This is a genomic window from Sphingobacterium gobiense, assembly GCF_002980575.1.
Lineage (GTDB): Bacteria > Bacteroidota > Bacteroidia > Sphingobacteriales > Sphingobacteriaceae > Sphingobacterium > Sphingobacterium gobiense.
The window spans coordinates 1,289,335-1,304,051 of sequence record NZ_PVBS01000001.1; the positions used below are offsets into that span (position 1 = coordinate 1,289,335).

The 14,717-nt window shown below is 43.2% G+C and carries 12 protein-coding genes; 5 read left to right on the forward strand and 7 right to left on the reverse strand.

All coding sequences use genetic code 11. The annotated features are described in order from the left end of the window. Positions 1–106: 106 nt before the first annotated feature. From C5749_RS05530 to C5749_RS05540, 3 genes are read left to right on the forward strand one after another with little or no spacing between them, the layout of a single operon-like run. Complete coding sequence (locus tag C5749_RS05530) at positions 107–3,697, forward strand: SusC/RagA family TonB-linked outer membrane protein (protein ID WP_105723745.1); 3,591 nt, start codon at positions 107–109, stop codon at positions 3,695–3,697. An 11-nt stretch (positions 3,698–3,708) separates the two neighbouring features. Beyond that, positions 3,709–5,250: a RagB/SusD family nutrient uptake outer membrane protein gene (locus tag C5749_RS05535; RefSeq protein WP_105723747.1), complete on the forward strand. Its 1,542-nt coding sequence runs from the start codon at positions 3,709–3,711 to the stop codon at positions 5,248–5,250. 8 nt (positions 5,251–5,258) lie between these two features. Next, on the forward strand, positions 5,259–6,272 hold the full coding sequence (locus C5749_RS05540) for a TlpA disulfide reductase family protein (RefSeq protein WP_105723749.1): 1,014 nt from the start codon (positions 5,259–5,261) through the stop codon (positions 6,270–6,272). Between the two features lie 33 nt (positions 6,273–6,305). On the opposite strand, the gene C5749_RS05545 is transcribed toward C5749_RS05540, so the two are convergent. The 5 genes from C5749_RS05545 to C5749_RS19885 form a co-directional block, all read right to left on the reverse strand. After that, entirely contained in the window at positions 6,306–7,844 is a 1,539-nt protein-coding gene (locus C5749_RS05545; protein WP_105723751.1) for a redoxin domain-containing protein, read from the reverse strand. Positions 7,845–7,936: 92 nt separating this feature from the next. Continuing rightward, a complete protein-coding gene (locus C5749_RS05550) occupies positions 7,937–8,719 on the reverse strand; it encodes a LytR/AlgR family response regulator transcription factor (protein ID WP_105723753.1) in 783 nt (260 codons plus the stop codon). After that, on the reverse strand, positions 8,716–9,753 hold the full coding sequence (locus tag C5749_RS05555; RefSeq protein WP_146113687.1) for a histidine kinase: 1,038 nt from the start codon (positions 9,751–9,753) through the stop codon (positions 8,716–8,718). The genes C5749_RS05550 and C5749_RS05555 overlap by 4 nt, the downstream gene beginning before the upstream one ends. A gap of 60 nt (positions 9,754–9,813) precedes the next feature. Beyond that, complete coding sequence (locus tag C5749_RS05560; RefSeq protein ID WP_105723757.1) at positions 9,814–10,710, reverse strand: hypothetical protein; 897 nt, start codon at positions 10,708–10,710, stop codon at positions 9,814–9,816. Between the two features lie 74 nt (positions 10,711–10,784). Next, entirely contained in the window at positions 10,785–10,916 is a 132-nt protein-coding gene (locus tag C5749_RS19885; protein ID WP_281258044.1) for a hypothetical protein, read from the reverse strand. Between the two features lie 342 nt (positions 10,917–11,258). Between C5749_RS19885 and C5749_RS05570 the strand changes: the two genes are divergently transcribed. Next, positions 11,259–12,281, forward strand: a complete 1,023-nt coding sequence (locus C5749_RS05570) for a helix-turn-helix transcriptional regulator (RefSeq protein ID WP_105723761.1) — start codon at positions 11,259–11,261, stop codon at positions 12,279–12,281. On the opposite strand, the gene C5749_RS05575 is transcribed toward C5749_RS05570, so the two are convergent. Beyond that, on the reverse strand, positions 12,276–12,626 hold the full coding sequence (locus tag C5749_RS05575) for a VOC family protein (RefSeq protein WP_105723763.1): 351 nt from the start codon (positions 12,624–12,626) through the stop codon (positions 12,276–12,278). The genes C5749_RS05570 and C5749_RS05575 overlap by 6 nt on opposite strands. Positions 12,627–12,935: 309 nt before the next feature. Between C5749_RS05575 and C5749_RS05580 the strand changes: the two genes are divergently transcribed. Continuing rightward, positions 12,936–13,277 (forward strand): hypothetical protein, encoded by a 342-nt coding sequence (locus tag C5749_RS05580; protein ID WP_105723765.1) that lies wholly within the window; start codon positions 12,936–12,938, stop codon positions 13,275–13,277. 59 nt (positions 13,278–13,336) lie between these two features. Here C5749_RS05580 and C5749_RS05585 read toward each other — a convergent pair whose 3' ends face one another. Continuing rightward, positions 13,337–14,710: a RagB/SusD family nutrient uptake outer membrane protein gene (locus tag C5749_RS05585; protein WP_105723767.1), complete on the reverse strand. Its 1,374-nt coding sequence runs from the start codon at positions 14,708–14,710 to the stop codon at positions 13,337–13,339. Positions 14,711–14,717 lie beyond the last annotated feature (7 nt).

Genomic DNA, 14,717 nt, shown 5'->3' on the forward strand with positions numbered 1-14,717 from the left:
CAGCCTAAAAAGATACAGAGGTGTTCGAGCACCCCTGTATATAAAATATTAGGCAGATAACGAACATTTCAAGCATTTCATTAATTAACCTAACATATTCAAATGTATGAATAAACTAGCACGTACTAAAGAAACAGGAGAACTTCTTCTGCGTGTATTCAGTCCTGGCTTTCGTCCATTAATCAAAATCAATTTAAAAATGCGATTGACAGCTTTACTGTTCTTACTAATCAACCTACAAATCTCTGCAAACACGTATGCGCAGCGGATAAATTTACGTATTAAAAATGCTCACTTAGAAACCGCGCTCAGCGAGATCAGAAAGCAAAGCGGATACTCGTTCATTTATAATGGTGAGCTTTTAAAAAATCAACCCACGGTAACCGTTACGGTACATAATGCTACATTGGACCGAGCACTACAGCTTATCCTAGAAAACAAGCCTTTATCCTATCGGATCCAAGGCAAAGTCGTAACCCTTATCCCGGCCGTTTCGTCGAGCCCCGCCAATGAAGGCGTGCAGCAACACATTTCGGGCTATGTTTTTGATGATACCAACAAACCATTACAAAATGCCACCGTTAAGATCCGAGGCGGTACATCTTCTGTAATGACAAGCGAAAACGGCTTTTTTGAGCTCGATAATGTGGATTTTGGCGCGATCTTACAGATTTCGTATGTCGGATACCAGACAATCGAAGTTAATTCGATGTCTGATTTACGCAAAATTATACTGAAACCCGTGCAGCAGGAACTCGACGAAGTCGTTGTCCACACTGGATTTCAAACGCTAAACAAGGAGCGTGCCACCGGTTCGTTTGGTACAGTAGAACGCGAACAGATAGAACGTCCGAGCACCAATATAGCCCAACGTATCATCGGCACGACCGCAGGTGTGCAGGCCACGTTGGATGTAAACGGTAATCCACGTTTTGAAATTCGCGGTCAGACCAGTCTCAATATCCGGGATAACCAAGGAAATATTACAGCAAATGGCGTTCCTCTAGTCGTTGTAGACGGTTTTGCCATTCAGGGCGACTTCAACTCGATAAACCCGAATGACGTGGAGAGCATAACCATTTTAAAAGACGCCGCAGCAGCTTCGATATGGGGGGCACGCGCCGGAAATGGCGTCATTGTAATCACGACAAAAAAAGCCTCCAAAGGCATTCCACTTCAAGTAGATTTTCAGGCCTTTACACGTGTGGGCAAACGGTTCGATCTCGACTATGTAAATCCGTTAGCAACATCAGCTGAAACCGTAGATTTCGAAAAACTGGCCTTTAACCGCTGGAGTGCCCAGATAAATGCAGGCGCTTTCAATACCGATATTTTGAAAAAATGGTCCTCCGGGCTTGTTGCTATGAGTGAGCATTACCTAGGATATATTTCAGAAGCCGAACGCGATGCGGAACTCGAACGTCTTAAAACGTTGGACAATAGGCAACAGATCAACGACCTTCTGCTGGCCAACCCAGTCAATCAACAATATAATCTGTCCCTACAAAGTTCGACCCACAAGATGACAAATTTGTTCTCGTTAATGTATGAGCGCAACCAATCCAACTTTCAGGAAACGAAAAACAATCGCTATATGCTGAATTACCGCACATCGGCACATATTTTTGATTGGTTGGACTTCAATGCTTCAACAATGTTTCAGTATAACGATATACAGAATAACGGTGTAACATTAGATGATATCCAAGGATTATCCCCTTACGAGATGCTACGTAACCCCGATGGTTCTTTCACCAATGTCCAACAATATTATTGGCCAATTTTGGAACGGATGGTTCCAATGACATCCTTTCCTTACAGCGACTGGACCTACAATCCCGCAGAGGAGATTTATCGTCGTGATATTAACCGGCGGGATATCAATGCGCGGATGATGGGGGGATTCACCTTCAAGCTTCTACCTGGATTAACATTTGACACTAAGATTCAATATGAATTATTCAACACCTTCAATCGTGATTACCACCATGGAAACTCCTTTTTTGCCAGAAAGATAGTCAACGAGGCAACTTCGTGGGATATCGATACCGATCAAGTGTCCGCAAATCTCCCTGTTGGCGCCATACTCGATCAAGTTCGAACCAAGTACACGAATTACAGCTTCCGGAATCAAGCGAACTACCATCGATCCTTCGGGGCAGATCATGAAATAAATGCGATCGCGGGTTCCGAACTGAGCAATTTTGTGACGGAAAGATTTCAAAACCCTCGATCCTATGGATATAACGACGAGACGTTAACTGTCGGTATTTTTCCGAACGGTCCAGGAGGCATATTTGCACCACTTAAAGATTGGAGGGGGAATAACCAAACTTTTTCTTATGTCAACTCCTTCACTTACCGCACAGAGCGTTTCTTCTCTTTATTTGGGAATGCCTCCTATACCTACGCAAATAAGTATACCCTGTCCGGTAGTGTTCGGACGGACGCTTCCAATATGATTACAGACGATCCATCTTACCGCTGGGCACCTTTCTGGTCATTGGGTGGAGCGTGGCAACTAGGCAACGAGCAATTTTTAGCGGATATGCATTGGTTAGACCGTCTAAATGTACGCCTTACCTATGGGTATAACGGAAATGTAGATCGCTCAACATCTTTTCGCCCACTCATTGCATTGACTCCTGCACCGCATGTCGTCACAAACGACTATACTGCCCGTATCTCATCATATGGTAATCCTAGTCTACGTTGGGAAAGAACCGGCACATGGAATATCGGTTTGGACTATTCCCTATGGCAAGGTAAGCTATACGGTAAGGTAGACCTATATAACAAGCAAGGAAAAGACCTCATCGCCCAACTTTCGATCCCTGCTGTTAACGGTACGAATGCCCAGATGTTAAACAACGCCGCGATCAACAATCGTGGTATCGAATTAGAATTAGGTACGTCACTCCCCTTAAAAGGAAACGATATCCGTTGGCGTGGAAATCTTAATTTTTCCTATAATCGAAATAGGGTAACCGATCTTTTCGTAGCTAATTATATTGCGAGTGATCTATATGGATACAATCGGGAATATGGCGCATACGTAGAGGGTTACGATGCGAATAGCATGTGGATGTTTGAATATGCCGGTGTACATGATAAGCAGCCCATGGTCAAAGGTGCAGATGGAGATCTGTATGATTTTGGTACGTGGACCCCAGGCGATGGACGCGATTATTTAGTTAATATGGGAACGCGTGTCGCACCGTTCACATTAGGTCTGAACAGTACATTTGATATATACGATTTCAGCCTTTCCTTTATCTTGACCGGAAAGTTGGGACATGTTTTCCGACAAATGCCTTTTAACAACGATGGTGTATGGAACGATCGTTTGTTACCAAACAATAAGTTATCATCTGTACGCGATGGCGATCCGAACGAGATTGTACCGTTGCCCTTAAACGATGTCGAACCTCGACATTATTTTTGGAACCGTTTCTACCCCTATTTGTCCTATTTGGCAACAAACGCTTCACATCTGCGGATGCAGGAAGTCAATGCGGCCTATCGTATACCTACGCAAAACTGGCCCTTTTTGAGTAAAAGCCGGGCAATGGTATACATACAGGGGAATGATCTGTTCACAGTCCTATTTAATGATGTGGGAGAAGACCCTGAATTTCGTATGGGGCAAATGAAGCCTCAACCACGGTATACATTTGGCATAAAAGTAGGATTCTAACGATAAAACTAATGAATAAAATTTTAAAATATACAGCAAAATTTCGACTGCTTTCCGTCTTAACAGCGGTGATACTCGCAAGCAGTTGCAACGATTTCCTAGATGAAAAACCTAGCAAATCAAGTGATCTCGTTGTCACGACAACCGAAGATCTAGATGCCCTTTTAAATAATTTTTCTGCTTTTTATTCAGAGGGAAATAGAACGGCTATTTACAGTACAGATGATTATGGGCTTACCACAGCCATCTACAATGGACGCCCGGCAACATTCGGTATGGCTGCCATAGAGTTCAGTCTGTGGGACATTGATTACCTACCCGACGATACGCGCGAAGGCTTTTGGCGAAACGAATATACAAAGATCTTCAACGCCAATATGGTGCTCGAGAACCTCGGTCGGGTTAGCGGTTCCGAAGCAGACAAAAGCCGGCTAAAAGCCGATGCACATTTTATTCGCGCCTACAGTTATTTCGCTTTAGCAAACGTGTACTGCCTACCTTACAACGAATCGACAGCCGACGAATTGGGATTGACGTTAAAAACAGGAACCTCATTCGACGATCCCACAGAAAGGAGTTCGCTGGCGGAAGTTTACACCCAAATTGAGGCGGATCTTGCTGAAGCTCTAAGCACACCGGTACCATTGGTACAGCAAGGGAGAGCTCGGCATTGGCGTACCAACACGGCCGCTGTAAATGGCTTTGCTGCCCGGTATTATTTGATTCGGAACAATTACGAAAAAGCCTTGCAATATGCTAATGAAGCGCTGTCAGAATACAGTGAGCTAGTAGATTACAATACTGATATGCGCTATGGTAGAAGTTCTACCGTTACCATCAACGCTGGCACACCAAACGCGGAGTCAGTAACGATACAATTTCCCTACACGCACGATAACCAACAAGATTTTATCGATATGATCCAATGGAAAGAATTTTTATACTTCCGCATGCTTAACCATGAATCTTGGTGGTATCTCCCCAGCCAGGCGCTCATCGATCTTTATGACCGTCAACACGATCTGCGGTATGCATACCACATGATCGATCACTATTCTTACGACAGAGGAATGATTAATCCTTCATTTGATTGGCCCGGCTACGTGTTCTTTTATAAAGACCGTATTCCTTCGGGACCTACCACGGCAGAAATGTACCTCATTAAAGCAGAATGTCTAGCTCGCTTAAACCGCGTGCCAGAGGCACTGACCGCCGTCAACACGCTTCGGGCCAAACGAATGAAACCGGGGGCGTGGGTCAATATTAGCGCTACCGACAACAATAATGCCCTTCAAAAGATACTGGAAGAGCGTAGAAGAGAACTACCTTTCACCCAGCGCTGGAATGATATCCGTCGATTCAATAATAATAACTACGCTGCGGATGATGTCGAATTAGAGAAAACATTCTATCCCTATACAGCTTCCAATGTTACAGCGGATCAAGCACCGAAGGTCTATAAACTTCCTAAAGATTCCAGGCGCTTTGCAGCACCAATACCACGTACAGAGATCATATCCAGTAGAGGGGCAATCGTCCAAAACACCTATTAAAAAACACCATGATGAAAATAAAGATAAAAGCATTTCTATTCGCCTGCAGTACCTTTTTGAGTGTTTCTGCGCAGGAATACATCACTTTCCAAGGCAGTGTGACAGACATCAAAGACGGTTATACCGTGCATATGTATAACAACATTTTGGATACGAGAGACTCTTCCAAAGTGGAAAATGGAAAGTTTACTATCCGTGTACCATATACCACCCCATCCCGCTATCTATTTTTCTCAAGCTACGACACACAAGTCAAAAAAGGGTATGCCCCATTTGGTATCTTGGTAGATAAACCCGGTAAAATTGACATCGAGGTGCGTCTGGAGGAAGGATTTACAAAAGCGAAAATTACAAATTCCATTCCGCATGGCCTTTATGAACAATTGAACCATGCGTTGGCTACCGCCGACGATAAAGGTGCTACCCTAGCGAAGTTTGTGGAAAGCAACAACAATTCCTATGCCGCCGTATTTGTATTGGATCGATTGGGAGCCAATGTTGACGTAAATACACGTAAAACATTATTCGACAAGTTACCACAAGCCTTACAAAACAGTTATGAAGGTAAGCGCGTCGCAGACAAAATTAGCGGCGAGCTCGCGTCTAAGATTGGCAATAGTGCACCGGAATTTACACTAAAAAACCGAGAAGGTCATACTATTTCGCTAAGCGATTTTCGCGGAAAGTACGTATTTATCGATTTTTGGGCAAGTTGGTGCGGACCCTGCCGTGAGGAATTCCCATTTATAAAAAATGCCTACGACAAATATAAAGGAAAAGGTTTTGAGGTTATCGGAGTATCTACTGATAAAAATACCGAAGCCTGGGAAAGAGCAATAGATGCACTTTCCCTACCTTGGGTTCATTTACTTGATAATCGTGGAGACCAAGCTATTGCGCTTTCGAAGTATGCGGTTACGGTCTTACCTACGTCTTATTTGCTCGATCCAGACGGTAAGATTATCGCCAAAGATCTAAGGGGCGAACAATTAGAAGAGCAACTTAAAAAGTTACTAAATTAACGAGAAAGGGGCGCTTTATGTAGCGCCCCTTTCTCAATTTAACTCCAATAATTCTGTTATCATCAACTCCAGTTCATCCTCATTCTTTTGCGTCGTTCTAAAATCTGAAAAAACGACCCTACCGGCTTTATCAATCAGAAAATTCATCGGCGCAAAGCCTCTATTATCCAAATTACCCTTATCCCTCCCCTCGACATCCTCCAACGGATAGAATGTATATTTAGTCCCTGCTAAGAATGGCAATACATAATCATTTTGCTTCGAAACAATATTGATGCCTACATAGGCTAGTTGATCTTTAGAAAACTTAGACACTACGTTCTGAAAATGGGGAAACTCACCACGACAGGGGCCACAGCCGGGGAACCAATACGTCAGTAATACCACTTTCCCTTTAAAATCCGACAAGGTGTTTTTTCCACCCTCATAGTTTTTCAACTCGAAGGGGGTCGCGGGTTCAGCTACTTCATGCAACGCCATTTCGATATCGGTTTGTATGTTGGCTTCCGTCTTACCAATTTGTTGTCCATATTTTTCGAGCAATTTTTTCAATTTCGGCGATGGATTTTTAGCATAAAAAGACAGCAGTTGCCCAAGCGCCTCTTCTCCTTTCCCTGAAATTGCCAATGCTTCAGCTTTAAAAATCGGTATACGTTTGTATAATGGCGAATATCTGGATACCTCTTCAAGATCATCGATGAGATGTAAGGCACGTTCTCCCTCTTTATTGTCTAACGCCTTTTTTATTGCTAGTGATTTTTCGACAGTTGCCTGATTATCCTCCCAGTCATCTCCCTCCGGCATTGCCGCCATTTCCTTTGACAAGAGAAGAGCCTCCTCCCACCTATCCTGCTCGAACAAAAAAGAAAAATATTCCTGTTCACCACTGGAAGACCAACGAAATTTCGTTGGTGGGAATTGCTGCCGCAAACGCTTAAACATATTTTCTTTGAACGCTGGATCGGTTGATCTCACAGCAAGCCAATACAAAGATTGCGCTCCACGTTCGGTATCACTAAATTTATCAGCAACTTTCAAGCTTAAATCACGGTACTTTTCTTCGTCAACCTTGGAGAATGAGCTCGCATAATAAAACGCATAATTTGCGTTAGTGGGATCGGCTTCCGTTGCCTTTCTTAAATACTCCCTTCCTAATTCATCATTGCCCCAGCGTTCCGCATCTATCCATAACCCTCCCCAAGCCTCCGTTAGTTTCGGATCGATATCCACAGCTTTCAATAGATACTCCTTCGCTTTTGGACTTTCCTGCCTTTCTAGAGCTTGTCCTAGAGCAAAAGGTATATTGGCATTTTTTGGATATGCTTTCATCCATAGCTGATATTGTTGTTCAAGATCAGGATTATCTGCACCCATCGCCTTAATAAACTCCCTATGATAAGTAACGCTATCCATATTAGACGCAACTTTCTGCCTAAGAACCTCTATAGCTGCGCTGTCCGCGACTTCCACATTGTCTTTTGTTTGGGCGTGAAGACTAGTCGGAGGATTTAGAAATAAGCAACCCATTAAACCCGCTAATACAAGATGTACATTCTTTGTTTTTTTTTCCATAGTATTATAATTGCGTATTAAATATTATAGATATAACCCATCCATTTGTTTATACCCTTTAACTTAAAGACAGTTTCAATACCTATTTGTCTCTATCCATTTTTAATTTTCCGCTTTTCATCGCTGTCCTTGGTGAAACCGCCCAATGCGTTCGTTTCAAAATGCCGGTATGTTGCTAAATCCGCATGAAACTGTTCTCTGTACGTGCGACCGATGGGAATGATTGGCTCCACATCCTGTAAGTTAATCTGCTCGCCGTTGTGCGCGACAACAGCATCAAGGGCTACTATAAAGCTTTTATGTACCTGTGAAAATAGGCCACTAGGTAATAGTTTCATTAACAATGCCAACTTCGAGCGAACAAGAATAGTATCTTTGGTCGTGAAGATCGACATAATCTTCTGCTGGCTGGAAATATAGCGGATATCACTCACCAGTAAATTGTATTCCATTCGCTTTATGTCAACGATATTGATCCGCTCTACCTCCCTTTTCTCCTCTTCCCGACTATCCACTTCATCTATCATCCTGTACAGTAAATTCTTTACGTCTTCTATTGCAGGCATTTTAGGGATATAGCCCATCATCCCCCTTTTCGACGCATCATACGCTTGATTGGTATAGCCCGAACATACCGCAAATACCGGTGGTTTCTGTAATAGGTTAAGCAATTTAATACCATCCAGATCCGGCATTTCCATGTCGACAAACAGAAGATCTACCGGATTCTCCCGCATAAACTTAAACGCCTTTAGCGGGTCGGACTCGATAGGCAGCACTTCCAGAAAAGAATATTCCGACAATAAACTATGTAAGATCACAATGCTTTCTGGCTGATCATCCACCATCAGCACCGTGTAAACCGACTTTCTCATAACTTGTTTATATTTATTGTAAAAAAGAACTTCTCTTCATCCTGCCGTACAGCTATCTGTATCGGCAGCCTAAGCACTGTTATCTGCTTTTCCGCCATCTCCAAACCCCTACCTGTGCTAACTACTGATTCTACACTACCCCAATTGATATAACTGATACATAGGATATTCCAACCATCATCCACTCGCCTCATGTTATACCGTATCGGAAACTTAGGTCCCAGCTGGGCATACTTCAAACAATTCTCCAGTGGTAAAAGCAGTAAGCCCAACGGTATTTCATCTTCTGCCATACCTCCATCCTCTAATCCAGCGCATATCACCGTTCCCTCTCCATATTGCTGGTCAATCATAGCTATAAAATGTTTTAGTTGCCGTAGTTCTTGCTTAAGTGGCACCACACCCATACTTCCTTGATCTACCTTATTGAAATAAGCCAGCAACTCGATCAAGGCTATAATTTTCTTTTTTTGATCAGGTTTGGTCTGCAAAAGCACCGCACCGATATTCGTACTCAGTATATTGCTGATAAAATGCGTTTTTATCTCCCGATCGATAAACTGCTGCTGCAAACCATCCAACTGTTTTAGTAACTGCTTCTTTTCGAAATGATGCTGTATCAAACGAGCAGTTGCAACAGTAAAAGCAGCCATGCTTACCACAATGATGTAAGGACTTATCAGCCGTTTGCGAAAATCTGCTTCGTTGTAAGGAACCGTATCGTCGAACAGTTGCAAACCTACAGCAGGCATCCACTCTTGTATAAGCTTATACATTACTGGAAACAACGTCCCGTAAAGCATGGCGGTCCCAATCGCGCCAATTATCCGCCTTGCCCACCCTCCTTTCCACAGCATATCAAAACACAGCAGGTGTGCGCTATAGTAAGCAGCATACAATATAACTACGGCCGCGATATGGCGATGAGGTATGTAATCGTCTACATACTTCGCATTTACATTCCACAAAAGACTATAGAGGGCAGTAATACAGAAAACAGCCAGCAACGGTATATAAAATCTTGAGCACGTCATATCCACAGGTTTAGGAAAACATCCTAAATCTAATGGATTTCAATAAAAAATAAAAGAAAATCAGCAAATTAACTGATAAGAAACCCTGTCAAAGTATGCCTGTCGTCCCTGCCACGGTACAGGTATCCATGTATCTTTTATTTCCATCGGCGACTTATTTTCTGTGGTAAACTTAGGTTTCCATGTCACAGGATCAAAACTTCCATTCAAGTGGATATAGCTCCAACACTCCCATTTCCACGGTGTGCCGACCACCTCCGTTGCCAAATGATCATACAAAGTTTGCATACTAAAACGAATAAAATCCTGTCGTATATTCCATTCCCTTGGATCAATCCGATCGGCCACGGTCAGTGTATACACACCCTTTCTCTTATTCATCCATAATGGAAAAATCGGCACATGCAACACATGACTTATCACGGCGATTCCCTGCTTTACCTGTAGATTTCCACCTAGGAATTGAACCGAGGTGCGCCGGTCCTTCTTTCCTGCCACCGTCCCCGAATTTCCATCTGCGAAGACAACAACATGCTTACGCTCCCGCAGTGCCGTTCGCATCTTAAGCAGGACTGCGCGATCGTCACTAAACAGAAAACGGTATTTCTCTCCATTGTTTTGGAGTTGCACCTGTAGCGCAGAGAACGTTGACTCCTGCCGGGTATACACCTCTCGATCTAGCAAAAGATCGAAAGTTAGCCCTAACCTCGCTAAAGCTAACACCGTTTCAAAATGGTTCCCCAAATGGTATAAGCATAGTAAAGCCGGTTCCAACTTCAGCAATACCTCCACATCGCGGGTATGTTCCATCTCCAAAACCCCATGTGGCTTAGGTGTATGGAATGCCTCAAAACGCCCGTATAAATCTTCATGTTCCTGCCACGGGATATGCGGCAAAAAATGATGGATATGCGCACTAAAGAGCGCAAAAGGCCACTCAAATAATGTCTTGTTCATGCTATAATGGTTTTACCAAGAAGGGAAGGCGGCTCGTTGCTCCCACCCTTCTGACCGTTAGCGTCTAGTATGCGCTATAATGTAAATATCGGGCACCTTTCCTTTGCAGGTTCTTCCGCCAAAAATGGAACGATCTCAGACCACGTCAATACTTCCGCTGGCTGTAGATTAGGTTCTCTGTTGAACAATGCTTGCAGATTTTTCATGTGTATTTTATCTTTAAAATTTAACCATATATCTCCTTGCAGCTTGTACCTTTCTGTTGAGAGATATTCCTTATTTTGTCGGATCCAACGGTCCAAATCTTAAAAACCTTTTTAAAGAGAAAAAACTTCGACCATACATTCCTACCTAAATGCCGTAAATAGCGTATTCGCGTTCGTAATAATTTTCATGCTGCAATGGGTTACTTGACCGTTACAATTTGCTGCCGTTTACGCCATATACGCGTCGTTTATACCATATCTGTGTTTTGTACGCTTGGACTTGGCATGAAAAGATGATTTTTTATAAGCTTGTGAGACTAACAATAGAAAAAAACATCTGTTATGAAAAAAAGCCTACACATCAACTTCCTTGCTCACTTTGGGCAAGCTATCGCCGACCAGGCACCCGAGCAACCAAAACCTCGGCTTAACATCCGACATGCAGACACGCAGTACTATGCCAAAGAAGAAAATTGGGCCATTGCACAAGAATTTGATGGCAAACATGGTTATCTCTTTGGTTATGATCTATGGCTCGAGCAGGCTGTCACTATTCCTGTCCGTGTCGATATCGGGGATTTGTATGTGGTCTACGTCGTCGAGGGAAACGACGACATTCTGATCCAGGATGCTGGGGCCGATCTTGTTTGCATCCTTGCTCCCAGCCGTGCCCGTTATCTTTATGTGCCTCCGGGCGATTATCAGGTTGAACTTTCTCGCGGACAATATCAAATCTTTGGGTTTTACTTCGATGGCGGCATCTTTCGCGATGGCAATGAGCGCAGCTTTCGTTTTTTACAGGAGGTGATCGATGGCTATCGCAATAACGCGAAAAGCCTGATCCACAGCATCGATTTTCTCATTGGGCCGAAAACCCGGCTACATATTACCCATCTCTGTAAAAATTTAACGAAAGGCGATTTCAATAACGAGACTTTCATTTTTGATGAACTGAGCCGGCTGGTACAGCTTTCCAGACGGAAGGTCCACGAGGAATACGAACAGATCAACCCAGTACAACATTTGGCCGATAATGCCATTGAGCTGGTTAAAGCCTATGTGCATACCCACGGGCAGGCCTTCAGTATCCAACACGTCGCCGACGATCTGGGTGTGACCGCTGCTCATCTATGTCGTGTATTTAAAGACGAGATGCTTCCTTCTCCCAGAAGCTATAAAGATCGTTTTCTTCTTTCGCGTTGCAAAAAAGAACTTCTCCACGATCAGCAATTGGGCGATGTTGCCGAGCGTTGCCAGTTTTCCAGCGTCGCGTCATTCAGCCGATTCTTTAAAAAGCACACCGGGCAAACGCCGGGTGCATACAAAGGTGAGCTATATCGCTTACACCATCGTGTTTCGCTATAAATGCATCAGGATGTTGACCAACTTTCCAAATGGATCCCGTACATAAAATCGACGCACGCCCCAGGGCTCATTAGCCGGGCCGTATTCGATTTCGTATCCATGCTCTTTCATTCGCGCATACGCTTCCTCTATATTATCCACTTCGATGGATAGGTCAGGGACGGCAGTTCCAGATCCACCTTCGGTTGCGAAAGCAATCTGCACACGCATGTTTTCCGTATTGCCATAACTCGTTATCCAACCGTGATCCATCAAGATATCCAAGCCTAACAGCTCTCCGTAAAAATGTTGTGCAGCATCAATTTGTTGTGTGCTGATATTCGCGACTATTCTTTTTACCTCCATTGTATCTGATTGTTTTAGCCTGCTCCTTCAATAGATCTCCGCAATTTACAAATCAAAAATTGATAATTCAAGATATCAAAAACGGACAAACACCTGCACTGCATTCTGTATTAGTTTTGCTTTGTAAGTATCACGAATCGATAAAGTAAACATGAAAACAAAACAGTATAGACGAAAATTTGGGGTATTTCCGCATTAGCGGTATAGCAGATTATGCCTAGGTACTACGCGTATCGGACCAACAGGCCGGGCATGCCTTCTAGCTTGTTATAGAACTAAATTTAAACAAATATTAAAAACAACTGCCTTATGAGCACTTTAAAAAAATACTGGCTACGTGCTATTACAGCTTTCACTTTAGCTTTGGGTGTTATGTATTTTGCACAAGCCTTCGACAGAAAATCGGAAGAAAAAGAATCTACTAAAGTCACAACAGTCTTTCACTATGTCGGCGACGACACATCCGAGGGTGCATTTGCGAATCCTGATAACTGGGAAGAGGGTTCCTCCCCCTCTACCATCCCTTGCGGTTCTGGACAAAACAAGCCATGTGAAAAGTCAGCGACAGATAAAGATGAGTTAACGGATATGCTTGAGGGAAGAAGTAATTCAGACATCCTTAACGACCCTACTTTTAGCACTAGACAATAATAATTGGTAATAGGAGTTTATTGTGGAAGAAGGGGCCTTACGGTCCCTTCTTTCGTTTTTTATCGAGAATTTTGTTGAATACCACTGATCTCTATCACGTCTTCGGGCAGCGCTATTGCATAACGCTTATCGTTAGGCATAAGATTCAAGTTCTGCCCATTGATCGTACGATGGAGTGTTATCGAGGCCCCATCTCTATTCAACCTTTTTATATCAGACCAGCGTAAACCTCTAAAAATTAATTCCTTTCTTCTTTCTGCCAATACCGTATTAAGCGCTATATGCTTATCTTGAAACTGGTATGGTTGATATGATTGTTTATTTAAACGATTGATCATCAAACGATTTAGCGTTAAAGCCGCTTTATCCACATCATCTAAACGAGCATAACATTCGGCAGAAATCAACAACAATTCGGCTGTAGTTATTCCTGTAATAAGGCCACTGTGTCCCATATGTGTGCCCTTAAAAAGATAGTGACCTTCATTATCCGCTCTAAAATAGACAGCCTTTCTGCGATCACCGTCCTGATACATGCCATAGAGATCTGGGTTTATTTTTGCGATATCTAGATTGTTGACCATATTAGACCCATACATTCGCGTAAAAAACACAACTTCGCTACTAATTTGGTTTGTTACGGGGATTGGGAAACTTGCTTGCTCATCTAGGTCATTAAAGTCAATGAGATTACTTTGAAAACTCAGTGACTGTTCGGCATTCTGTAGCGCCCTATCGTAGTCGCCCATAATTAGATATGCCCGAGCTAAAAGACCATGAGCCGCTGCTTGTGTCGGGAGTGCGGGAGAAATAGTCGATACAGGTAATATCGGGAGCGCTTCTGCCAAATCCTTCAATATCTGGTCGTATGTCTCTTGTACAGTAGCCCGAACTGACGGAAGATTCATATCTGGATCCAGCCGTATCACCATACCCAAATCACTTGCTGCTGTTTCCCGGTTATATACGGGAGCCCATATCTGTATCCCGTCGAGGTAACGAGCTGCTCTAAACACCAACGCCTGGCCTCTGATCTCATTAGCTCTGCGGTCCCTTAAATTATTTTCATCCAAACCCTTCAAAATAGAATTAGAGACGTAAATACCTTTATAACAATGCCACCACTCATGACCACCCCCCGATAGAGACCGTGTTACATAATCAGGCATCCAACTATATAAGCGTTTATCGCTCTCATAATATAAACTACTATAATCCTCATCCGTCAAATAAAAATCATCACTGCAAGCCTCGCCCATGGATGCAAAATCCGAGTTCACATAACCCCAGTCATTCAGTAAAGCTTTAAAGTCGTCTGCCGTAGTAGGTATCGCTAAACTTTTATCAGACTTCTCTTCCAGAAACTTGTTGCAGCCAGTCATCAAGATGATGCCAAACGATAATGTTGCTACCGTATTCCATATCCTATTCATACCAATC

Coding starts and splice junctions, on each gene's coding strand:
- C5749_RS05530 (WP_105723745.1), top strand. CDS start 107: ATGAATAAACTAGCACGTACTAAAGAAACAGGAGAACTTCTTCTGCGT.
- C5749_RS05540 (WP_105723749.1), top strand. CDS start 5,259: ATGATGAAAATAAAGATAAAAGCATTTCTATTCGCCTGCAGTACCTTT.
- C5749_RS05535 (WP_105723747.1), top strand. CDS start 3,709: ATGAATAAAATTTTAAAATATACAGCAAAATTTCGACTGCTTTCCGTC.
- C5749_RS05550 (WP_105723753.1), bottom strand. CDS start 8,719: ATGAGAAAGTCGGTTTACACGGTGCTGATGGTGGATGATCAGCCAGAA.
- C5749_RS19885 (WP_281258044.1), bottom strand. CDS start 10,916: ATGAAAAATCTGCAAGCATTGTTCAACAGAGAACCTAATCTACAGCCA.
- C5749_RS05545 (WP_105723751.1), bottom strand. CDS start 7,844: ATGGAAAAAAAAACAAAGAATGTACATCTTGTATTAGCGGGTTTAATG.
- C5749_RS05570 (WP_105723761.1), top strand. CDS start 11,259: ATGAAAAAAAGCCTACACATCAACTTCCTTGCTCACTTTGGGCAAGCT.
- C5749_RS05575 (WP_105723763.1), bottom strand. CDS start 12,626: ATGGAGGTAAAAAGAATAGTCGCGAATATCAGCACACAACAAATTGAT.
- C5749_RS05580 (WP_105723765.1), top strand. CDS start 12,936: ATGAGCACTTTAAAAAAATACTGGCTACGTGCTATTACAGCTTTCACT.
- C5749_RS05560 (WP_105723757.1), bottom strand. CDS start 10,710: ATGAACAAGACATTATTTGAGTGGCCTTTTGCGCTCTTTAGTGCGCAT.
- C5749_RS05585 (WP_105723767.1), bottom strand. CDS start 14,710: ATGAATAGGATATGGAATACGGTAGCAACATTATCGTTTGGCATCATC.
- C5749_RS05555 (WP_146113687.1), bottom strand. CDS start 9,753: ATGACGTGCTCAAGATTTTATATACCGTTGCTGGCTGTTTTCTGTATT.